Here is a 25,565-nt window from a genome sequence, read left to right on the forward strand (position 1 = left end):
TCCAGGCCTGCGGCTGCGCCTGCATTTTTTTCACCGGGCGCTCCAGCACACCCGATTCCAAACGGCAGCTGAAAACGGACTTTCTTCTCCACCGTGACTTATCAGGCAGGTTACTCCCATGCAGTTCAGCGAATTATTGGCAGCGATTTCCACCCACGCGATCCGTCTGCAAAGGGAAGAAGACGACCTGATTGTCCTGGGTGACGATGAGGCATTGGACGATGCGTTGTGGGATCAACTGATCGCCCACAAACCTCGCTTGCTTACGCTGGTGACCGAGCATGGCGGGGACTGGTTGAGCCCGGCCTATCGCATCACGCCGGACATGGTGCCGCTGGTCAATCTCGACCAGCTGGCGATTGACCGTATCGTCGCGGCGATCCCCGGTGGGGCGGCGAATGTGCAGGATATCTACCCGCTGGCGCCGTTGCAGGAAGGCATGCTCTATCACCATCTTTCGGCAGCGCAGGGCGATCCCTATGTGTTGCACGCGCAGTTTGTGTTCGACAGCCGTGCACGTTTGGCGGCCTTTGTCGAAGCCTTGCAATGGGTGATCGATCGCCACGACATCCTGCGCACCTCCATGGCCTGGGAACGCCTCGATGAACCACTGCAAGTGGTGTGGCGCAAGGCAACCCTGGCCTGTGAAGAGGCGCACTTCAGCGGTGGCGATGCCCTCGACCGCCTGTTGACGCGCTACGACGCGCGCACTTACCGCATGGACCTGGGCCAGGCACCGCTGCTGCGCCTGGTATTTGCCGATGACCCGGCCAACCAGCGTGTGGTTGCCATGCTGTTGTTCCACCACACCATCCTCGATCACACCGCCCTGGATGTGGTACGCCATGAAATCCAGCTGTACTTGGCCGGCCAGCAAGACCAGGCCCCTGAGCCCGTAGCGTTTCGCCGTTATATCGCCCAGGTGCGCCACGGGGTCAGCGAGCAGGCCCATGAGGCGTTTTTCCGCGAGATGCTGGCGGACATCGACGAGCCGACCTTGCCGTTCGGTTTGCAGGACGTACAGGGCGATGGGCTGGGCATCGACGAGGCGCGTATTTCCGTCGACAGCGATCTGAGTCGCCGCCTGCGCAGCCTGGCGCGGCCGCTGGGGGTAAGCGTGGCCAGCCTGCTGCATCTGGCCATGGCCCGTGTCCTGGGCGTGGTTTCCGGTCGCGATGCGGTGGTGTTCGGTACGGTGATGCTCGGGCGCATGGGGGCGGGTGAGGGCGGTGAGCGGGCCTTGGGCATGTTCATCAACACCTTGCCGTTGCGGGTGGATGTGGGCGCACAGGGCGTGCGCGCCGGGGTGCAGGCAACCCATGCGCGGCTCACCGCGTTGCTCGAGCATGAACATGCCTCCCTGGCACTGGCCCAGCGTTGCAGTGGTGTGGCCGCGCCGACGCCGCTGTTCAGTGCGATGCTCAACTACCGGCACAGCGCCGCGGGCGACATGGCCGCGGTGATTGAGGTCGCTGAGGGCATCCAGGTACTGGGTGCCGAAGAACGTACCAATTACCCGCTGACGGTCAATGTGGATGACCTGGGCGAAGACTTTGCGCTGACGGTGATGGTCGATGGGAACATCGGCGCGCAGCGTGTCGCCAGCTACCTGCACACGGCGCTGGAGAGCCTGGCCCAGGCCCTGGAACACCATCCGGACACGCCCCTCGACCGCCTGGCGATCCTGCCCGATGAAGAGCGCCACCACCTGCTGCACAGCCTCAACCCTAGCCCTCGCACCTACGCCGACAGCGCCTTGATCCACCAGCAGGTCGAACTCCAAGCCGCCGCCCAGCCGGAGGCCATTGCCCTGCGGTTCGACCAGCAGCGTCTGAGCTATCGCCAGCTCAACGAGCGCGCCAACCAGGTCGCCCATCGTCTGCTGGCCCAAGGCATCCGCCCCGACGACCGCGTGGCCATCTGCGTCGAACGTGGCCCGGAGATGATCATCGGCCTGCTGGGCATCCTCAAGGCTGGCGCCGGCTATGTCCCCATCGACCCGGCCTACCCGCTGGAACGCATTGCTTACACCCTTCGCGACAGCCAACCCCTGGCCGTGCTGGTGCAAGCCAACACCCGTCACCTGGTGGGCGAGCTGGCGCCGATCGACCTCAACGGCCTGCGCGGCGAGTCCATCGTCAATCCGCATGTGATGCTTGACTCGCACAACCTGGCCTATGTGATTTACACCTCCGGCTCAACCGGCCAGCCCAAGGGCGTGATGGTCGAGCATCGCCAGGTGGCGCGGCTGTTCAGCGCTACCGAGCACTGGTTCGGCTTCAACCGCAACGACGTGTGGGCGTTGTTTCATTCCTTCGCGTTCGATTTTTCGGTGTGGGAAATCTGGGGTGCGCTGCTGCACGGCGGCCAGTTACTGATCGTGCCGCAACTGCTCAGCCGTTCGCCGGACGAGTGCTACACGCTGCTCTGCGAAGCGGGCGTCAGCATCCTCAACCAGACCCCCAGCGCCTTCCGCCAACTGCTCGCGGCCCAGGGCGACAGCCCCCAGGCCCATTCCCTGCGCCAGGTGATTTTCGGCGGCGAGGCCCTGGAGCCGGGGATGCTCAAGCCGTGGTACGCACGGGCGATCAACGCCGGTACGCAGTTGGTGAACATGTACGGCATCACCGAAACCACCGTGCACGTGACGTACCGCGCCCTGGAAGCGGCGGACGCGCAGTTGGTCGGCGTCAGCCCGATTGGCGGGCCTATTCCCGACCTGCAACTGTATGTGCTGGACGCCCACCACGAGCCGCTGCCGGTTGGCGTGGTCGGCGAGTTGTACGTCGGCGGTGCCGGTGTGGCGCGGGGGTACCTCAACCGGGATGGGTTGACCGCCGAGCGCTTCCTCAGCGATCCGGCCACCGGACTGCGGATGTACAGGACTGGCGACCTTGGACGCCGGTTGGCCGACGGCAGCGTGGAGTACCTGGGGCGCAATGACGACCAGGTGAAGATCCGCGGCTTCCGGATCGAACTGGGCGAAATCCAGGCGCGCCTGGCCAGCGCCCAAGGGGTGCGCGACGCGGTGGTGATCGCCCGTGAAGATCAACCGGGGGACAAACGCCTGGTGGCCTACGTGATTGCCGAGGGCGACACCCGCGTCGCGGCGCTGCGTGATCACCTGCTGCTGAGCCTGGCCGAACACATGGTGCCCAGTGCCTTCGTGCTGCTGGAGCGTTTCCCGCTGACCACCAACGGCAAGCTCGACCGCAAGGCCTTGCCTGCACCCGACGCCGATGCCGTGGCCCGGCGCAGCTACCAGGCCCCCCGGGGCCACGTGGAAACCGCCATCGCCGGCATCTGGCAAGACCTGCTCAAGCTCGATCGCATTGGCCGCGATGACCATTTCTTCGAACTGGGTGGCCATTCCCTGCTGGCGGTCAAGCTGATCGAACGCATGCGCCAGGTGAACCTCAGCGCCGACGTGCGCGTGTTGTTTGGCCAACCCACCCTGGCAGCACTCGCGGCGGCGGTGGGCGGGCAAGCGGAAGTGCAGGTGCCGGCCAACCCGATCCATGCCCACAGCCAGGTCATCACCCCGGACATGTTGCCGCTGATCGATCTCGACCAGGCCGCCATCGATCACATCCTCCACAACGTGCCCGGCGGTATCGGCAATGTGCAGGACATCTACGCCCTGGCGCCCTTGCAGGCAGGCATTCTCTATCACCACCTGGCGACCACCGACGGTGACCCCTATGTGTTGCAGGTGCAGTTGGGCTTTGACGATCAGGCTGCGGTAGACGCCTTTATCCTTGCGCTGCAGAGCGTGATCGAGCGCAATGACATCCTGCGCACCGCGATCCTCTGGGAAGGCCTGGACGTGCCGGCACAGGTGGTCTGCCGCCAGGCGCCGCTGGCCGTGGAGCGCATTGAAGCCCCGGGCGTCGATGCCCTGGCGCACCTGCAACAGCGCTTTGACCCACGCCACTATCGCCTCGACCTGTCCCGCGCTTCACTGATGCGCCTGGCCTACGCCGAGGACCAGGGGCGTTTCGTCGGCATTCTGCTGCTGCACCATATCCTGCTCGACCACACCGCCCTGCAAGTGCTGGTGCAGGAAATGAGTGCCAGCCTGGCCGGGTGCAGCGCGCAACTACCGGATGCGGTGCAGTACCGCAACTATGTGGCCCAGGCGCGGCTTGGGGTCAGCCAGGCCCGGCACGAAGCGTTCTTCAGCGAAATGTTGGGCGATATCGACGCGCCGACCCTGGCCTTCGGCTTGCAGGACGTGAATGGCGACGGCAGCGGCATTGTCGAAGCGCACTTGCCGCTGGAGCCGGCATTGAGCCTGGGCCTGCGCGAGCAGGCGCGGCAATTGGGCGTGAGCACGGCGAGCCTGGTGCACCTGGCCTGGGCGCACGTGCTGGGGCAAGTCTCCGGGCAGCAGGAGGTGGTGTTCGGCACCGTGCTGCTTGGGCGCATGCAGGGTGGCGAAGGTGCCGACCGCGCCCTGGGAATGTTTATCAACACCTTGCCGCTGCGGGTCAGCGTCGGCACCGTCGGCGTGCAGGCCGCGGTGCGCGCCACCCACGCGCGCCTGGCAGACTTGCTCGTGCATGAGCACGCGCCGCTGTCCCTGGCCCAGCGGTGCAGTGGCGTACCGGGTTCGTTGCCGTTGTTCAGCACGCTGCTCAACTACCGTCACAGCGCGCCGGCGGACGCGCCGGGAGACAGTCCGTTTGCCGCTTCAGGCATCCGGATCCTCAGTTCCGAAGAGCGCAGCAATTACCCGCTGGTGCTTAACGTCGATGACCTCGGCAGCGGCTTCGCCCTCACGGTGCAAGGCGTGGCCAGCCTGGACGCGCGGCGTGTCGGCGACTATATGCTCACCGCCTTGCGTCACCTGGTGACCGCGCTGCAACAGGCGCCCACCACGCCGATGCTGGCCGTGTCGATCGTGCCGCCGGCCGAACGTAACCAACTGCTGGTGGACTTCAATGCCACCGCCCGGGACTACCCGTCGCAGCTCACCGTGCCGCAACTGTTCGAAGCCCAGGTCCTGGCGCGCCCCGAAGCGGTGGCGGCAGTGCAGGGGCCGTTGTCCCTGAGCTACCGCGACCTTAACCGCCGTGCCAACCGCCTGGCCCATCACCTGATCAGCCAGGGCGTGCAGCCAGGGGAAAGCGTGGCGATTGCGTTGCCGCGCAGCCTCGACTTGCTGATCTGCCAACTGGCGATCCTCAAGTGCGGCGCCGTGTATGTGCCGTTGGACATCAATGCGCCGCTCGAGCGCCAGGCGCTTATCGTGCAGGACAGTGGTGCGCAGCGGGTGCTCAATACCTTGGCCGACCTGAATCTGGAGGCGCAGTCGCCGCACAACCCGCAAGTGTTGCAGTCATCGGAAAGCGTGGCGTACATCCTGTACACCTCCGGCTCCACAGGCGCACCGAAAGGCGTGCAAGTGCCCCACCGCGCCATCTCGCGCCTGGTGCTCAACAACGGCTATGCCGAGTTCAACCCGCGCGACCGCGTGGCCTTTGCCTCCAACCCCGCGTTCGATGCCAGTACCCTTGAGGTGTGGGCACCGTTGCTCAACGGCGGCTGTGTGGTGGTGGTCGAACAGGCGGTGTTGTTGTCCCAGGCGGCGCTGGCGTCGTTGCTGCAGGAGCAGGCCATCAGTGTGTTGTGGATGACCGCCGGGCTGTTCCACCAATACGCCGATGCACTGATGCCGGTATTGGCGCAGTTGCGTTACCTGATCGTCGGCGGCGATGTGCTCGACCCGCTGGTGATCGACCGCGTGCTCAAGCACGGCAAGCCCCGGCACCTGCTCAACGGCTACGGGCCGACCGAAGCCACCACCTTTGCCACCACCCATGAAATTACCCAGGTGGGCGAGGGCGGTATTCCGATTGGCCGGCCGATTGCCAATGCCCAGGCCTATGTGCTGGATGCGCACCGCCAGTTGCTGCCGTTGGGCGTGGTCGGCGAGTTGTATATCGGCGGCGCGGGCGTAGCCACGGGGTACCTGAACCAGCCGCAACTGACGGCGCAGAAGTTTGTCCCCAACCCGTTCGGCGAGGGCCTGTTGTACCGCACCGGTGACTTGGCGTGCTGGCAGGCCGACGGCACCTTGCTGTACCGGGGACGCAACGACCTGCAAGTGAAGATTCGCGGTTTCCGCATCGAGCCGGGCGAAATCGAAGCCTGCCTGGCGGCCTTTGCCGGTGTGACCCACGCCGTGGTGCTGGTGCGTGAAGACGAGCCTGGTGACAAGCGCCTGGTGGCTTACTACACCGCTGACGCGCCGCTGCCGATCGAAGCGCTGCGCGCCCATCTGCAGGGCCGGCTGCCGGACTACATGGTGCCGTCGGCCTATGTCTGGCTGGCACTGTTGCCCCTCACGGCCAATGGCAAACTGGACCGCAAGGGCCTGCCGGTACCGGATGCAGGCGCGCTGCTCAGCCGTGGGTATGAGGCGCCGGAAGGCGAGGTGGAAACCCTGCTGGCGCAGATCTGGCAGGATGTGCTCAAGCTTGATCGCGTCGGCCGTCATGACCATTTCTTTGAGCTGGGCGGGCACTCGCTGCTGGCGGTCAGCCTGATCGAGCGCATGCGCCAGGCCGGTCTGAGCACCGATGTGCGTGTGCTGTTCAATCAGCCGAGCCTGGCGGCACTCGCGGCGGCAGTCGGCAGCGGCCGTGAGATTGCGGTGCCGGCCAATGGCATTCCTGCGGGCTGTACCCGGATAGTGCCGTCGATGCTGACCCTGGTGAGCCTTGATCAAGCGGCCATTGACCGGGTCGTCGCCAGCGTCCCTGGCGGTGCGGCGAATGTGCAGGATATCTACCCGCTGGCGCCGCTGCAGGAAGGCATTCTGTACCACCATATCAGCGCCGAGCAGGGCGATCCGTACCTGCTGCAATCGCGCATGGCCTTCGACAGCCTTGAGCGGTTGCAACGGTTCATGGGCGCGCTGCAACAGGTGGCGGCCCGTCACGACATCCTGCGCACCAGCGTGGTCTGGGAAGGCCTCGACAGCCCGGTCCAGGTGGTCTGGCGTGAGGCGCCGCTGGTGGTTCAGGCGATTGACCTGGACCCGGCGCACGGCGATATCCTCGAACAACTGCATGGGCGTTTCGATGCGCGCCACTATCGCCTGGACATTACCCAGGCGCCGTTGCTGCGTATGGTCTACGCCCCGGACCCGGCCAACCGGCGGGTGGCGGCGATCCTGCTGTTCCACCACCTGGCGCTGGATCACACGGCGATGGCGGTGGTGGGTCGGGAGATGGACGCGTTCCTGTTCAACCAGGCACAGGACTTGCCGCTGGCCGCACCGTTCCGTAACTATGTGGCCCAGGCGCGTCTTGGCGTGAGTGTGGACGAACACGAGCAGTTCTTCCGCGCGATGCTCGCCGAGGTCGATGAGCCCACCTTGCCGTTCGGCGTGCAGGATGTGCAGGGTGACGGGCGCGCTATCGAAGAGGCCGAGCAGGCCGTGGACGCCGCGTTGGCCAAGCGGCTGCGGGAACAGGCGCGATTGCGCGGCGTCAGTGCGGCGAGCCTGATGCACCTGGCGTGGGCGCTGGTGCTGGGGCGTGTCTGTGGGCGTGACGAGGTGGTATTCGGCACCGTCCTGATGGGCCGCATGCAGGCGGGCGACGGCGCCGACCGTGCCTTGGGGATGTTCATCAACACCTTGCCGCTGAAGGTGGACGTGGCCGCCGACGCGGTGGCCGCGCTCAAGGCCACCCATGGGCGCTTGAGCGCCTTGCTCGGTCACGAACACGCCTCCCTGGCCCTGGCCCAGCGCTGCAGTGGCGTGGCGGCTTCCACGCCGCTGTTCAGCGCCTTGCTCAACTACCGTCACAGCCACCCCGGCGAAATGGCCCGCGACGGCCATGGTATTTGGGAAGGTGTGCAGCTGTTGGGCGGTGAAGAGCGCAGCAACTACCCGTTGACCCTCAGTGTCGACGACCTGGGTGAGGGCTTCGGCCTGAGCGTGTTGGCGCTGCCGCGCATCGGCGCGGGGCGCGTGTGCGCTTACATGGCCAATGCCATCGAGCAACTGGTCGACACCCTGGAAAATACCCCGCACACCGCGCTGGATCAGCTGGATATCCTTCCGGCCAGCGAACGCGAAACCCTGCTGCGCGAGTTCAATGCCACGGTGGCGGATTTCCCCACCGGGCACACCGTGCATGGCGCCTTTGAAATCCAGGCCGAGCGCCAGCCCCATGCCATTGCCGTGGTGCAGGACGGCACATCCCTGACCTATCGCCAGCTCAACCAGCGCGCCAACCAGTTGGCCCATCACCTGCTGGCGCAGGGGGTGCAACCGGATGACCGCGTCGCCCTGTGCTGCCGGCGTGGGCCGCAGATGCTGGTGGGATTGCTGGGTATTCTCAAGGCGGGCGCAGGTTATGTGCCGATTGACCCGGCCTATCCCGCTGCACGCATTGCTTACTTGTTGCAGGATAGCGCTCCTGTGGCGGTGCTGGCGGAAGCGAGCACCCGCGAGCTGCTGGGTAATGTCGCCAGCATCGACCTGCATGAGCGCCACCACCCCGACGTGAGCAATCCGCAAATCGCCGACCTGACCCCGGCGCACCTGGCCTACGTGATCTACACCTCCGGCTCCACCGGCCAACCCAAGGGCGTGATGGTGGAGCACCGCAGCGTGGAAAACCTGGTGCATTGGCACTGCGAAGCCTTTGGCCTGAGCGCCATCAGTCACACCAGCAGCGTTGCCGGTTTTGGTTTTGACGCAATGGCCTGGGAGGTGTGGCCGGCATTGTGCGTGGGCGCAACCCTGCACCTGCCGCCTTCCGAGCTGGGCAATGAACAGATTGATGACCTGCTTGCCTGGTGGCTGGCGCAGCCCCTGGACGTCAGCTTCCTGCCCACGCCGGTGGCCGAATATGCGTTCAGCCAGGACCTGCACCACCCCACCTTGCGCCTGCTGCTGATCGGCGGCGACCGCTTGCGCCAGTTCAGCCAGGAGCGGCGCTTTGCCGTGATCAACAACTACGGGCCTACCGAGGCCACGGTGGTCGCCACCTCCGGCCGCGTGCGTGCCGGGCAGGCGCTGCATATCGGCCGGCCCATCGCCAATGCCTGCGTCTACGTGCTGGATGAGCACTTGCGGCCGGTGCCGGTGGGTGTCGCCGGTGAACTGTATGTGGGCGGCAGCGGCGTGGCTCGCGGGTATCTGAACCGTGCGCAGATGACGGCCGAACGCTTCCTGCAGGACCCGTTCAACGCCGGTCGCATGTACCGCACCGGCGATCAGGTGCGCTGGTTGCCCGACGGCAATCTTGAGTACCTGGGACGCAACGACGAGCAGGTGAAAATCCGTGGTGTGCGCGTCGAGCTGGGCGAAATCGAAAGCTGCCTGGCGGCGTTGCCAGGGGTTGGCGAAGCGGTGGTGCTGGTGCGCGAGGGGCGCATGGTGGCCTGGTTCACCGAACACCACCCGCTGTCCATCGAAAGCCTGCGTGAGCAACTGCAGGCGCACTTGCCGCAGGCCTTGGTGCCGGTGGCCTACGTGCGGCTCGACGTACTGCCCCTGACCGCCAACGGCAAGCTCGACCGACAGGCGCTGCCGGCACCGGACCAGGCCGCCGTGCTGAGCCGTGACTATGAAGCTCCGCTAGGCGCTGTGGAAACCACCTTGGCCCGGCTCTGGGCCGAGGTCTTGCAGGTCGAGCAGGTGGGGCGCCACGATCACTTCTTTGAACTGGGCGGCCATTCGTTGCTGGCGGTCAGCCTGATCGAGCGCATGCGCCAGGTTGGCCTGAGCGCCGACGTGCGCGTGCTGTTCAGCCAGCCGACCCTGGCCGCCCTGGCCGCGGCGGTGGGCAGTGGTCGCGAAGTCCAGGTGCCGGCCAACCGCATCCCGGCTGATTGCCAGCGCATCACCCCGGACCTGCTGTCCCTGGTGACACTCGATCAATCGAGCCTGGACCAGATTGTCAGTTGCGTGCCCGGCGGCGCCGCGAATGTGCAGGACATCTACCCCCTGGCACCCTTGCAGGAAGGCATTCTGTACCACCACCTCACGGCCGGTCAGGGCGACCCCTACCTGCTGCAGTCGCACCTGGCGTTTGACCGTATCGAGCGTCTGCACGCCTTCGCCCAGGCGCTGCAGCAGGTGATCGATCGCCACGATATCCTGCGCACCGGGGTGGTCTGGGAGGGCCTGGTGCAACCGCTGCAAGTGGTGTGGCGCAAGGCCCGATTGCCACTTGAACACTTGCACCTGCAAGGCGATGTACTGGCCGGCCTGCATGAACGCTTCGATGCCCGGCGCTACCGCCTGGACATCAGCCAGGCGCCCCTGATCCGCCTGGCCTATGCCGAAGACCCGGCCAACCAGCGCGTGGTGGCGGTGTTGCTCTATCACCATATCGCCCTCGACCACACCGCCTTCGACGTGGTGCTGCGGGAAATGCAGGGCTACCTGCTCGGCCACCCGGCGCCCACCGCCGCGCCGATGCCGTACCGCAACTACGTGGCCCAGGCGCGTCTGGGTGTCAGCGAGCAGGAACACGAGGCGTTCTTCCGCGACATGCTTGGCGATGTCGATGAACCCACCTTGCCCTTCGGCCTGCAGGATGTCCGCGGCGACGGCAGCGCTATCGAAGCGCACAGCCTGCAATTGGACAGCGACCTTAACCGCCGCCTGCGGGCCCAGGCCCGTTTGCTCGGTGTGAGTACGGCGAGCCTGTTCCACCTGGCCTGGGGCCAGGTCCTGGCGGCCACCTCCGGGCGGCACAGCGTGGTCTTCGGCACGGTGCTGGTGGGGCGCCTGCAAGGCGGAGAGGGCGCCGACCGTGCCCTCGGCGTCTTTATCAACACCTTGCCCCTGCGCCTGGATATCGACGCCCAAGGTGTGCGTGCAGCCGTGCGCACCACCCACGCACGGCTCAGCGCGTTGCTCGGCCACGAGCATGCCTCCCTGGCCCTGGCTCAGCGTTGCAGCGGTGTGGCGGCACCGACGCCGTTGTTCAGTTCGATGCTCAACTATCGCCATCGCGGCGCCGCCACCCGTTCCCAGGACGCGCAACACGCCTGGGAGGGCATGCAGACCCTGGTCAACGACGGGCGCACCAACTACCCGCTGACCTTGAATGTGGACGACTTGGGCGATGGCTACGACGTGACGGCATTGGCCCACGTCGATGCGCAACGGATCTGCGGTTATATGCAAGTGGCCTTGGCCGGGCTGGTCGAGGCCCTGGAGCAGGCGCCGCACCAGGCGCTCCATCGGCTGCCGATCCTGGGGGCCGAGGAGCTGCAAAAACTGCTGGTTGAATTCAACGCCACCGAGGTGAATTACCCCCTCGACCAGACCCTGCACGGGCTGTTCGAGGCCCAGGTCATGCGCACGCCGGATGCCGTTGCCGTGAAAGCGCACGAGCAACAGCTCACCTACCGGCAACTCAACGAACGCGCCAACCGCCTGGCCCATCATCTGCGTGAATGGGGTGTCCAGCCGGAGTCGCGGGTGGGGATTTGCCTGGAGCGCGGCCTGGACATGCTCATTGGCCTGTTCGCCATCCTCAAGGCCGGTGGCGGTTATGTGCCGCTCGACCCGACGTACCCGCTGGAGCGTATCGCCTACATGCTGGACGACAGCGCGCCGGTGGTGGTGCTGGCGCAACGTGCGACTCGTGGTGTGCTCGGCGAGGTGCCGGTGATCGACCTCGACCAGCCCACCTGGCAGCACCAGAGTGCGAGCAACCCCGAGGTGCCGGGCCTCACCGCCGGTAACCAGGCCTATGTGATCTACACCTCCGGCTCCACCGGTCAGCCCAAAGGCGTGATCAACGAGCACGCCGGGGTGGTCAACCGATTGCTGTGGATGCAGGACGCCTACGGCCTCAAGGCCCATGACGCAGTGCTGCAGAAAACCCCGTTCAGCTTCGACGTGTCGGTGTGGGAGTTCTTCTGGCCGTTGTTCACCGGCGCCCGCCTGGTGATGGCGCGTCCCGGCGGGCATAAAGACCCGGCCTACCTGTGCGCAGTGATCGAAGCTGAGCGGATCACCACGCTGCACTTCGTGCCGTCGATGCTCGATGTGTTCCTGGCCCACGGCGATGTCAGCCATGCGGCGGGGTTGCAACAGGTGATGTGCAGCGGCGAAGCCCTGCCGGGCAGCCTGGTGCGCCGCTTCAAGCAGCAGTTGCCGGGGATCGGCCTGTACAACCTGTACGGCCCCACCGAAGCCGCGGTGGACGTGACCGCCTGGAACTGCGCGCGCCCCGATGCAGCGGACAACACCCCGATCGGCAAACCCATCGCCAACACGCGCCTGTATGTGCTGGATGGGCAGTTGCAACCGGTGCCGCTGGGCGTGGTCGGCGAGCTGTTTATCGGCGGCGTGCAGGTGGCGCGGGGTTACCTGAACCGTCCCGAGTTGACGGCCGAACGTTTCCTCAAGGACCCCTTCACCCCCGGTCGTCTGTACCGCACCGGTGATCTGGGGCGCTACCTGCCGGACGGCAATATCGAGTACCTGGGCCGCAATGATGATCAGGTCAAGATCCGTGGCCTGCGCATCGAACTCGGGGAAATCCAGGCGCGCCTGCTTGAGCATCCGCAGGTCAACGAAGCGGCGGTGGTCGCCCGTGAAGACCGGCTCGTCGCGTACTACACCGGTACCCCTGCCGATATCGAGCAACTGCGTGCCCACCTGTTGCAGCACCTGCCGGACTTTATGGTACCCGCGCTGTTCGTGCACCTCGACGCGCTGCCCCTGAGCCCCAACGGCAAGCTCGACCGCAAGGCGCTGCCGGCGCCTGGCATGCAGGCGCTGCAGGGGCGTGAGTACCAGGCGCCGGAAGGTGATACCGAGATCCTGCTGGCCCGGCTGTGGGCCGAGCTGCTGAACGTGGAGCGGGTAGGGCGCCTGGATAATTTCTTTGAACTGGGCGGGCACTCGCTGCTCGCCGTGAGCTTGATCGGGCGCCTGCGCCAGGAAGGCATGGAAGCCGATGTGCGGGCGCTGTTCGAACAGCCGACGCTGGCCGGCTACGCCGCAATGACCGAACGAATGGAGATCGTCCTGTGAGCCTCTTTGAGCTGCTGGCAACCCTGAAAACCAAGGACATCCAACTGGCGCTCAAGGGCGAGCAGTTGTCGGTGCAAGGCAACAAGCAGGCCTTGAGCGACCCGGCGATCCTGGCCGCGTTGCGTGAGCACAAACCGGGGCTGATCGAGCTGATCAAGGCCGGCGAATACGCGCCGGCCAAGGCCGGTGAAGTCGCGGTGCCGGCCAATGGCATTGCGCCGGGCACCGAACGCATCACGCCGGACATGCTGACGTTGTCATGCCTTGACCAGGACGAGATCGACCGCATCGTCGCCACCGTCGACGGCGGCGTGGCGAATATCCAGGACATCTACCCGCTCGCGCCGCTGCAGGAAGGCATTCTGTTTCACCATGCCAGCGCCGGACAGGGCGACCCGTATGTGATGCAGTCGCAGTTCGCGTTCGACAGCCTGGCGCGGTTCGACGCGTTCGCCCAGGCCCTGCAAACCGTCATGGATCGCCATGACATCCTGCGCACCGGCGTGGTCTGGGATGGCCTGCAACAGCCGTCGCAAGTGGTGTGGCGCCGGGCGTGCCTGCCGGTGCAGGCCCTTGAGCTGGACCCTGCCGACGGCGACATCGGCGCACAACTGCATGCGTTGTTCGATGCCCGTCACTATCGGCTCGACGTCACCCAGGCGCCGCTCCTGCGCCTGGTGCGCGCCGATGATCCGGCCAACCAGCGCATTGTCGCCACCTTGCTGTTCCACCATATGGCCCTGGACCACAGTGCCCTGGAGGTGGTGTGCCATGAAATGCAAGCGTGCCTGCAGGGGCAGGGCGCGACGCTGGGCCAGGCGGTGCCGTTTCGCAACTATGTGGCGCAGGCACGGTTGGGCATCAGCGAGCAGGAACACGAGCAGTTCTTCCGCCAGATGCTGGGCGACATCAGTGAGCCAACCTTGCCCTTCGGTTTGCAGGACGTGCAGGGCGATGCACGGGGCATCCGCGAACTCAGCCTGCCCTTGGCGGCGCCGTTGAGCCGACGCCTGCGCACTCAGGCACGGCAGCTGGGCGTCAGCGCGGCAAGCCTGTTTCACCTGGGCTGGGCGCAGGTGTTGAGCGCATTGTCCGGCAAGCAACAGGTGGTCTTCGGCACGGTCTTGATGGGCCGCCTGCAGGGCAGTCATGACACGGAACGGGCCCTGGGGATTTTCATCAACACCCTGCCGTTGCGCGTGGATGTGGACGCCCAGGATGTAGGCACCGGGGTTAAGGCCACCCATGCGCGGCTCACCACATTGCTGCGCCATGAGCATGCGCCGCTGGCCCTGGCCCAGCGTTGCAGTGCCGTGATTGCCCCCACGCCCTTGTTCAGCGCGCTGCTCAACTATCGTCACAGCGCACCCGCCGCCAGCGCCGAGGCCGTGTCGGCATGGCAGGGCATCGTCGCCCTGAGTGCCGAGGAGCGTACCAACTACCCGCTGACCTTGAGTGTCGATGACCTCGGCGAGGACTTTGGCTTGAGCCTGCTGGCCAGTGCCCAGGTGGACCCGCAGCGTGTGTGCGCCTACCTGCAAACCGCCCTGGAACACCTGGTGACTGCGCTGGAACAGGCACCGACCACCGCGTTGAACCAGGTGACGGTCGTCCCCGTTGCGGAGCAACGCCTGGTGCTTGAGCAGTTCAACGCGACCTCGGTGAGTTTTCCCCAAGGCACCACCCTGCATGGGCGTATCGAAGCCCAGGCCGCGCTGACGCCCGATGCCATCGCCGCCGTGCACCTCGAGCGCACACTGACCTACGCCGAGCTGAACCAGCAAGCCAACTTGTTGGCCCATCATCTGTTGGCGTTGGGGGTCAAGCCCGATGACCGCGTGGCCATCGTCGCCCGCCGGGGCCTCGATACCCTGGCCGGGTTGCTGGCGATCCTTAAATCCGGTGCCTGCTACGTACCGGTAGACCCCTCCCACCCGGCCGAACGCCTGGCCTACCTGCTCAGCGACAGCGCCCCGGTGGCGGTGCTGGCCCAACACGCCTTGCTCGAACGCCTGCCTCCGCTGGACGTGCCGGTGATCAACCTCGATCGCTACACCTGGCACCATCATTCGGCGAGCAATCCCGTGGTCGCCGTCACACCGAGCCATCTTGCCTATGTGATCTACACCTCCGGTTCCACCGGCCTGCCCAAAGGCGTGATGGTGGAGCACCACACCGTGGCCAACCTGGTGGACTGGCATTGCAACGCCTTCGACCTCTGCGCCGGGCGGCATACCGCCAGCGTTGCCGGGTTCGGCTTCGATGCCATGGCCTGGGAAGTGTGGCCGGCGCTGTGTGTCGGGGCGACGCTGCACCTGCCACCGGCCCACGACGGCCCCGAAGACATTGATGCACTGCTGGCCTGGTGGTGCGCGCAGCCGCTGGATGTGGCTTTCCTGCCGACACCGGTGGCCGAGTACGCCTTCAGCCAGAACATCGAACATCCCACCCTGCGCACGTTGCTGATCGGCGGCGACCGCCTGCGTCAGTTCGGGCGCGCGCAGCGGTTTGAGCTGATCAACAACTACGGCCCTACCGAAGCCACGGTGGTCGCCACGTCCGGCAAGGTCGAGGCGGGACAGGCGTTGCATATCGGCAAGCCCATCGCCAATGCCACGGTCTACCTGCTGGACGCACAGCAGCGTCCGGTACCATTGGGTGTGGCGGGTGAGGTGTACGTGGGCGGCAAGGGTGTGGCACGCGGCTATCTGAACCGGCCTGAATTGAGCGCCGAACGCTTCCTGCACGATCCCTTCAATCCCGGCCGCATGTACCGCACCGGCGACCTGGCGCGCTGGCTGCCGGACGGCAACCTCGAGTACCTGGGGCGCAACGACGACCAGGTGAAAATCCGCGGCGTGCGCATCGAACTGGGTGAAATCGAAACCCAGCTCAACCTGTTGCCCAGCCTCCAGGAAGCCGTCGTGCTGGTGCGTGAAGACCGGCTGGTGGCCTATTACACGGAAAGTGCGCAGTTCGACCCGCTGGTCGTCGGCGATATCCGCGCCCATCTGCTGGCGCACTTGCCGGACTCTATGGTCCCGGTGGCCTTCGTGAAGCTGGATGCGCTGCCCTTGACCGCCAATGGCAAGATCGACCGCAACGCCCTGCCGGCGCCGGACATGACGGCAGTGTTCAGCCGTGAATACGCAGCCCCTCAAGGCGAGATCGAAAGCCTGCTGGCGCAGATCTGGGCCGATGTGCTGCAGGTAGAACGGGTCGGGCGCCATGACCACTTCTTCGAATTGGGCGGGCATTCGTTGCTGGCGATGCGCATGGTGTCGCAGATTCGCCAGCGCCTGGGCGTGGAACTGTTGCTCAGCGAGCTGTTTGCCAATGCCGAACTGACGGCTGTCGCCCAGGTGCTGGCCCAGGCGGGTCGCAGCACCTTGCCGGATATCCTGCCGGCCAACCGCGATGAGCCCGTGCCGCTGTCGTTCGCCCAGCAGCGCCTGTGGTTCCTGGCGTTGATGGAAGGCGCCAACACCGCCTACAACATTCCCATCGGCCTGCGCCTGCGTGGGCAGCTGCATGTGCAAGCGTTGCAACGGGCGCTGGCGCGCATCGTCGCGCGCCATGCCACCCTGCGCAGCCGTTTCGCCCAGCACGGCGACGAAGCCCAGGTGCTGATCGTCGCCGCCGAAGACGTGTTGCCGCTGCAAGTGCAGGACTTGCGTCGCCACCCGCAGCCGCAACAGGCCCTGGATGCGCTGATCCATGGCGAAGCCTCGGCACCCTTTGACCTGGAGCGTGGCCCGCTGCTGCGCGGGCGTCTGGTGGTGATGGCTGACGAGCACCATGTGCTGCTGCTGACCCTGCACCATATCGTTTCCGACGGTTGGTCCATGGGCGTGCTTACCCGTGAGCTGATGGCGCTGTACCGCGCGTTCAGCCATGGCCAGCCCGACCCGCTGCCGCCGCTGGCGATCCAGTACGGTGACTTTGCCGTGTGGCAGCGCTTATGGCTCAGCGGTGAAGTGCTGCAACGCCAGAGCCACTATTGGCAACAGGCCCTGGCCGGTGCGCCGGCGTTGCTCTCCTTGCCCACCGACCGCCCGCGCCCGGCCCGCCAGGACTACGCCGGCAGCAGCGTCGAGGTGCGCCTGGACGAACGTCTCACCGCCGGGCTCAAGGCCTTGAGCCAGCGCCATGGCTGCACGGTGTACATGACCTTGATGACGGCCTGGGCCGCATTGCTGGCGCGGCTGTCCGGGCAGCAGGATGTGGTGATCGGCTCACCGGTGGCCAACCGTACGCGCAGCGAGGTGGAAGGGCTGATCGGCCTGTTCGTCAACACCCTGGCGGTGCGCATCGACACCTCGGGCGGGCTGAGCACCGAGGCGTTGCTGGCGCGGGTCAAGGCGCTGACATTGGCGGCCCAGGCCCACCAGGACCTGCCCTTCGAGCAAGTGGTGGAAATCATCCGCCCGACGCGCAGCCTGGCCCATAGCCCGTTGTTCCAGACCCTGCTGAGCTGGCAGGACAGCAGCGCGCCGACCCTGGCCCTGGGCGACCTCGCCCTGGAAGGCATCGTCGAGAACAGCCACTTCGCCAAGTTCGACCTGTCGCTGAACCTGGGGGAAGTGCAGGGCACGATCCTCGGCGCGCTGGAGTACGCGGTGGCGCTGTTCGATGAGTCGACCGTGCAGCGTTACGTCGGCTACTTCACACGGTTATTGCAGGCCATGGTCGATAACGACCAGGCGGTGCTGGAGCATGTGCCGCTGGTGGACGCGCGCGAGCGCGAGCGTTTGCTGTTCGACTTCAACGCCACCCGGGCGGACTACAACCTTGACCAGACCGTGCACGGGATGTTCGAAGCCCAAGTGATACGTACGCCGGAGGCGATTGCGGTCAAGGCCGGCGAGCAGCAACTGACCTATGCCGAACTGAACGCACAGGCCAACCAACTGGCCCATCACCTGCACGCGCTGGGCGTGCAGCCGGACTCGCGGGTGGCAATCTGTGTGGAGCGCAGCCTGGCGATGGTGGTCGGCCTGTACGCGATCCTCAAGGCCGGCGCTGCCTATGTGCCGTTGGACCCGGCGTATCCACGCGAGCGCCTGGCCTACATGCTTGAAGACAGCGCCCCCGTTGCCGTGCTGGCCCAGGCTTCGACCCGCGATCTGCTGGGCGCGGTACCGGTAGTGGATCTGGACCAGCCGTGCTGGCAACACCATTGCATGGACAACCCTCAATTCGCGGGCCTGGCTGCCTATGTGATCTATACCTCCGGTTCCACCGGCCAACCCAAGGGCGTGATCAACGACCACGCCGGGGTGGTCAACCGCCTGTTGTGGATGCAGGACGAATACGGGTTGACCGCTCAAGACCGCGTCTTGCAGAAAACCCCGTTCAGCTTCGACGTGTCGGTGTGGGAGTTCTTCTGGCCACTGTTCACCGGCGCGTGCCTGGTGATGGCGCGTCCCGGTGGGCATAAAGACCCGGCGTACCTGTGCGACGTGATCGAGGCTGAACGGATCAGCACCGTGCACTTCGTGCCCTCGATGCTCGATGTGTTCCTGGCCCATGGCGATGTGAGCCAGGCCGCCGGGCTGGCGCGGGTGATATGCAGCGGCGAGGCCTTGCCCGGCAGCCTGGTACGGCGCTTCAAGCAGCAGTTGCCCGGCAGCGAACTGCATAACCTGTACGGCCCCACCGAAGCCGCCGTGGATGTGACCGCGTGGAACTGCGCAGGCGCGGTGACACCGGATAACACCCCCATCGGCAAGCCGATTGCCAATACGCGCATGTACCTGCTGGATGGGCAGTTGCAGCCGGTGCCGCTGGGCGTGGTCGGCGAATTGTTTATCGGCGGCGTGCAAGTAGCTCGCGGTTACCTGAACCGCCCGGAACTGACCGCCGAACGTTTCCTCAAGGACCCGTTCAGCGCCGGACGGATGTACCGCACCGGCGACGTCGGACGTTATTTGCCCGATGGCACTATCGAATACCTGGGTCGCAACGATGATCAGGTGAAGGTTCGCGGCCTGCGTATCGAACTGGGGGAAATCCAGGCGCGCCTCACCGAGTATGCCGCCGTCAACGAAGCTGCCGTGGTCGCCCGCGACGATCACCTGGTGGCGTACTACACCGGTGTACGCAGCGAGATCGAAGCCCTGCGCGGCCATCTGCTGCAGCACCTGCCGGAGTTCATGGTGCCGGCGATTTTCGTCCACCTCGAGGCGTTGCCCCTGAGCCCTAACGGCAAGCTCGACCGCAAGGCCCTGCCTGCACCGGGTGCGGATTCGGTGAGGGTGCGCGAGTACGAGGCGCCCCAGGGTGATACGGAAGTCACCCTGGCCAGCCTGTGGGCCGAGTTGCTCAATGTGGAGCGCGTGGGACGTCACGACAACTTCTTCGAGTTGGGTGGCCACTCACTGTTGGCCGTCAGCCTGATAGGGCGTATGCGTCGCCTCGGGTTGTCGGCGGATGTGAAGGTGCTGTTCGGCCAGCCGACCCTGTGTGCTCTGGCGGCAGCGCTGGGTGGCGGGCGTGGCGTGGCGGTGCCGGTCAATGGCATTGCCGAGGGGGCCACGGCGATCACGCCGGACCAGTTGCCCCTGATTCAACTGGATCAGGCCGACATCGATCGTATTGTCGCCGGCATCCCCGGTGGTGCGGCGAATGTGCAGGATATCTACCCGCTGGCGCCGCTGCAGGCCGGCATGCTCTATCACCATCGCGCGGTGCAGGGCGACGATGCCTACGTGCTGCAGGCGCAGTTCGCCTTTGATTCCCGCCAGCGCCTGGATGCGTTCGCCCGGGCGTTGCAGGCGGTGATCCAGCGCCACGACATTCTGCGCTCGTCGTTTCACTGGGACGGCCTGGAAGAACCGCTGCAAGTGGTATGGCGCAAGGCGTCGCTGCGCGTCGAAAGCGGCCCGTTGCCCCTGCGCCTGGACCTGGCCCAGGCGCCTTTGATGCGCCTGGTCTACACCGAGGAGCCCCAGCGCGTGGTGGCCACGCTGCTGTTCCATCACCTGGTCATGGACCACTTGGCCCTGGATATCCTGCAGCGCGACATGCAGGCCTTCCTGCTGGGCGAGCAGGATTCGTTAGGTGCAGCGGTCCCGTATCGCAACTATGTGGCCCAGACCCGCAGTGGTGTTGATGCACACGAAGGGTTCTTCCGCGAGATGCTCGGTGACATCGACGAGCCCACGGCAGTCCCCGGCCTGGGCGCCGATGAGCCGGCCCAGTTGAGCGTGGATCCCGCACTGAGCCAGCGCCTGCGGACCCAGGCGCGCCAGGCGGGTGTCAGTGCCGCAAGCCTGATGCACCTGGCCTGGGCCCATGTACTGGGCAAGGTGTCCGGCCGCGAGCAGGTGGTGTTCGGTACGGTCATGCTGGGTCGCCTGCAAGGTGGCGAGGGGGCCGAGCGGGCCATGGGGGTGTTTATCAATACCTTGCCGCTGCGGGTCGACCTGGGCGAACGCGCGGTACGCAGTGCACTGCGTGCTACCCACGCCCGACTTACCCAGCTGCTCAGCCATGAACACGCGCCATTGGCCCTGGCTCAGCGTTGCAGCGCAGTGCCGGTGGCGACGCCGTTGTTCAGCGTGTTGTTCAACTATCGCCACAGTGCGCCGCACGCCGGTGGTGCGGCCGACGCGTGGCAGGGCATTCAATTGCTCAAGACTCACGAGCACAGCACCTTTGGCCTGTCGATGAGCGTGGATGACCTGGGCGCCGGTTTCAGCCTCAAGGCCAGGGGACCGGGTGCCCGGCGTCTATGCGAGTACCTGCATATCGCACTGGAGCAACTGGTGCAGGCGTTGGAACACAATAGTGACCTCGCCATCGGCCGCTTGCCGATCCTGCCCGACGCCGAACGTCGCCGGCTGCTGGAATTCAATGCGACCCGGCGCCCATTCCCGCGCGAGCACACGGTGCAACGTCTGTTCGAAGCCCAGGCCCAGGCAACGCCCGACGCGCTGGCGGCGGTGCAGGGCGAGCAGGCCTGGAGTTACGGTGAACTGAACCAGCGCGCCAACCGCCTGGCCCATCACCTGCTGGGGCTTGGGGTGCGCCCCGCCGATAACGTTGCGATCCTGCTGCCACGCTCCCTGGACCTGTTGGTGGGCCAACTGGCGGTGCTCAAGTGCGCCGCCGCCTATGTGCCGCTGGACAGCAACGCTCCGGCCGAACGCCAGGGCTTTATGCTGCAGGACAGCGGCGCGGCGTGGCTGCTGAGCCGCAGTGAAATGGCTGCCGATTACCCCGCACAGCGCCTGGACCTCGACACCCTGGCCCTCGACTCGCAACCGAGCCACAACCCGGCGCTGTCGCAATCGAGCGACAGCGTGGCGTACATCATGTACACCTCCGGCTCCACCGGTACGCCGAAGGGGGTGCGGGTGCCCCATCGCGGCATCACGCGGCTGGTGATCAATAACGGCTATGCCGACTTCCAGGCCGGCGACCGCGTGGCCTTCGCTTCCAACCCGGCGTTCGACGCCAGCACCATGGACGTCTGGGGCGCGCTGCTCAATGGCGGGCAGGTGCAGGTGATCGAGCACACCACGTTGCTCGATCCGGTCGCCTTTGGCCGGGCGCTGCAAGGCGTGACGGTGCTGTTTGTGACCACGGCGCTGTTCAACCAATACGTGCAACTGATCCCTGACGCCCTGGCCGGCCTGCGCATCCTGTTGTGCGGCGGCGAGCGTGCCGACCCGGCGGCCTTCCGCAGCCTGTTGGCCCGGGCGCCCGCACTGCGCCTGGTGCATTGCTATGGGCCGACGGAAACCACCACCTACGCCACCACCTATGAAGTGCGCGCGGTTGCCGATGACGCGGACAGCGTGCCGGTGGGCCGGCCCATCTCCAACACCCAGGTGCACGTGCTGGATGCGCACTTGCAGGAGGTGCCGCTGGGCGTGACCGGTGAAATCTGCATCGGCGGCGACGGCGTGGCCACCGGGTACCTGAATCGCCCGGACCTGAGCGCGGAAAAATTTGTGCAGGACCCCTTCAATGAGGGGGCCTTGATGTACCGCACCGGCGACCTCGGCCGCTGGAACGCTGAGGGGCTGCTGGAGTGCATCGGCCGTAATGACGACCAGGTCAAGGTCCGTGGCTTCCGTATCGAGCTGGGTGAAATTGAAGCGCGCCTGGCGACCCACGGAAGCATTCAGGACGTGGTAGTACTGGCCCGTGAGGACGCCCCGGGCGACAAGCGCCTGGTGGCCTATTTCACTTGGGTGGCCGAGCCCGTCGCTATCGACAGCGTACGCGCCCATCTGCAGGGGCAGCTGCCGGACTACATGCTGCCGTCGGCCTATGTGCCGCTGGAGCGCTTGCCGTTGACGGCCAATGGCAAGGTCGACCGCAAAGCCTTGCCGGCCCCGGCCCTGGACGCGTTGTGCTGCCGCGAATTCGAAGCGCCGGCCGATGCACTGGAGCAGACCCTGGCCCAGCTGTGGGCCGAGGTGTTGAAGCTGGCGCGGGTGGGCCGGCATGACAGCTTCTTCGAATTGGGTGGGCATTCATTGTTGGCGATTCGCCTGGTCAACCTGATGGAGGAGGCGGGGTTGCAGGTGTCCCTGGCCGAGCTGTTCCAGCACGCCAGCGTCGCCTCGGTGGCCGCCATGCTGCGCCAGCGCACCCAGGCGCCGGAGCGTGATACTGCGGTGATCACGGTACGCAGCAGCGGCTCGCAGGCGCCGTTGTTCCTGGTCCATGAGTTCAGTGGCATGGACGTGTATTTCCCGGCGCTGGGCCAGCACCTGCCCGGTGACTATCCGATCTACGGCCTGCCTGGCGTGGCACTCGGTGAGGCGCACCTCAATACCATGGAAGGCTTGGCGGCGCGCATGGTCGGCCTGATTCGCGGCATCCAGCCCCACGGGCCTTACCGGGTCGCCGGCTGGTCGTTTGGCGGAGTGCTGGCCTACGAAGTGGCGATGCAATTGCTCGGGCAGGATGAGCCGGTGGCGTTCCTTGGCCTGATCGACAGTTACGTACCGCGCATGACCGACCAGGGCAAGGCGCGCTGGAGCGGGCCGGATGCCCTCAAGCGGCATTTGCTGTTGCAATGCACGGCTTATTGGAACGCGCAGGGAGGTGTGGATGAGCTGGCGAGGATTGAGCAACTTGAGGCACAGCTTGGACAGTTGGACTTTGCGGGTCTGCTGCAACGCTGTCGCGATCAAGGTCTGTTGTACGCGCAAATGGCGGCAGCGGCGGACGCGGACCTCTTGAGCTTTATCGAGCGCGAAGTGGGGCATGGGCATGCGCTGGCGCACTACAGCCTGTTTCCGTTGCCGATGGCGGTGCATCTGTTCAGCGCCCAGGAGCGCCCGACCGAGTTGGCGCGGCGCAGCGAGTCCCTGGGTTGGAACGACGCCCTGGCCCCCGGGCAACTGCAGCGAGTTGAGGTGCCTGGGGATCACCAGAGCATGATGCAGGCGCCCCATATCCAAGGCTTGGGTCGCGCCATGAGCGCGGCGTTGCTGGCAAGTACGCCGGTGAGCCAGGCGCCGCACCAGCCGCTGTTGCGAATTCAAAGCGGCCGCGCCGGGTATGCGCCGCTGTTCTGCGTGCCGGGTGCGGGGGACAGCGTGACCGGGTTTGTCGGCTTGAGCGAAGCGCTGGGGCGTGACTGGCCGCTGTTCGGCCTGCAGCATCGGGGCCTGGATGGCGAGGCGGTGCCCCACAGCCAGGTCGAGGCAGCCGCGCGCTGTTACCTGACGGCGCTGGAGCACGAGTGCCCGCGTGGGCCGGTGCATCTGGTCGGGCATTCCTTTGGTGGCTGGATCGCATTGGAAATGGCCCTGCGCTTGCAGGCGGCCGGGCGCGAAGTGGCATCGTTGACAGTAATCGACAGTGAGGCACCGGCTGGCGCGGGGCGTCCCTATACCACCACGGCGGCGTTGGTGCGATTGATCGAGGCCATGCAGTTGGCCGCGGGCAAGGCGTTTGGCATTGATCTCGTGGACTTTGCCGGGCTCGATGAGCGCGCGCAGCGGCAGGCGTTGCATGGGGGCATGGTCGACGTGGGGTTGTTGCCGGCCCGTGCCAGTGTGGACGCGATGACGGGGCCGGCGCGTACCTATGGCGCGGCGTTGCGCACGGTGTATCGGCCTTTGCGGCGCTATGAAGGTGCAGTGCGCCTGGTGCTGGCCGAGGACCCGGCGCTGGACGCGGCGGGGAATCAGCGGGAGCAGGGGAGGATGATCGAGGGGTGGCGCAAGCAGGGCAGCGCCTTGGAGGTCTGGTATGGGGCGGGGAACCACTTCACCTTGCTCAAGGTACCGAATGTTCACAGGCTGGCGCGCTGGTGGTTGGACGGCGTGGTGATTGGGGAGGTGGTTTCGTGAAGAGGGTCTACCCCCTCCCGCCTATGGACTCCCTCAAAAAAGCCCAACCACTTTTCATGGTCATTTATGCAAACTTCTAAGCTCCGCAAAACCGGCCTGCTTGCAGTCCTGGCCGTCGCCATCGGCCTCATTGTCTACACGGTCCAGGCGCCCGCCGACGCCCCGCAATACCTCACGGCCAGCGTCGAACGCGGCGATATCGAAAACGCCGTGCTGGCCACCGGCGTGCTCGAAGGCATCAAGCAAGTGGATGTCGGTGCCCAGGTTTCCGGGCAGTTGAAGTCGCTCAAGGTCAAGGTCGGCGATAAGGTGAAGCAGGGCCAGTGGCTCGCCGAAATCGACCCGTTGATCCTGCAAAATACCCTGCGCAAGGCCCAGGTGGATGAGGAAAACCTCCAGGCCCAGCGCCGGGCCACGGCGGCGCAGCTCAAGCAGGCCAGGTCGGTGTATGAACGCTACAAGGGCTTGCAGGATGACGAGTCGGTGTCGCGCCAGGACTTCGAAGACGCCGAGTCGACGTTCCAGGTGCAGCAGGCCAACCTGCTGTCCCTGGATGCGCAGATCAAGAGTGCGCATATCCAGATCGACACCGCCAAGGTCAACCTGGCTTACACCCGCATCGTTGCGCCCATCGATGGCGACGTGGTGGGCATCGTCACCCAGGAAGGCCAGACCGTGATCGCCAGCCAGCTGGCACCGGTGCTGTTGAAGCTGGCGGACCTGGATACCATGACGGTCAAGGCCCAGGTGTCGGAGGCCGATGTGATTCATATCAGCCCCGGCCAGCAGGTGTACTTCACCATCCTCGGCGAAGCCGACAAGCGCTACTACGCCAAGCTGCGCGGTACGGAACCGGCGCCGCAGAACTTCCTCGAAACCCAGACTGCCGGCACCCCCAAGCAGAACACGGCGGTGTTCTATAACGCGCTGTTCGACGTGCCCAACCCCGACCATCGCCTGCGCATCGCCATGACTGCCCAGGTGCGCATCGTGCTCGACACCGCCCAGGCGGCGTTGATGGTGCCGGTGGCCGCGCTCGGCCCGCGCAACAACGATGGCCGCTACTCGCTGCGGGTGCTGGACGCCAAGGGCAAGGCGGTGGCGCGGGAGGTGAAGACCGGTATCAATAACAACGTCAAGGTGCAGGTCCTGGAGGGCCTGGCCGAGGGTGAGAAGGTGGTGATCGGTGACGCGTCGCCCACCGTGGCGGGGAACTGACG

The 25,565-nt window shown here is 65.9% G+C and carries 3 protein-coding genes; all 3 read left to right on the plus strand.

All coding sequences use genetic code 11. From position 1 onward, the window contains the following. The first annotated feature begins 118 nt into the window (after window positions 1-118). Window positions 119-13,024 (plus strand): non-ribosomal peptide synthetase, encoded by a 12,906-nt coding sequence (locus BB029_RS24660; protein WP_065941152.1) that lies wholly within the window; start codon window positions 119-121, stop codon window positions 13,022-13,024. Then, window positions 13,021-24,345, plus strand: a complete 11,325-nt coding sequence (locus BB029_RS24665) for a non-ribosomal peptide synthetase (RefSeq protein ID WP_065941153.1) — start codon at window positions 13,021-13,023, stop codon at window positions 24,343-24,345. Before BB029_RS24660 ends, BB029_RS24665 begins: the two co-directional genes overlap by 4 nt. Window positions 24,346-24,411: 66 nt before the next feature. Beyond that, window positions 24,412-25,563, plus strand: coding sequence for a macrolide transporter subunit MacA (macA, locus tag BB029_RS24670; RefSeq protein ID WP_065941154.1), 1,152 nt, complete (start codon window positions 24,412-24,414; stop codon window positions 25,561-25,563). Window positions 25,564-25,565: the final 2 nt, after the last annotated feature.

The sequence above is a fragment of the Pseudomonas sp. S3E12 genome (genome assembly GCF_001702295.1).
Classification (GTDB): domain Bacteria; phylum Pseudomonadota; class Gammaproteobacteria; order Pseudomonadales; family Pseudomonadaceae; genus Aquipseudomonas; species Aquipseudomonas marginalis.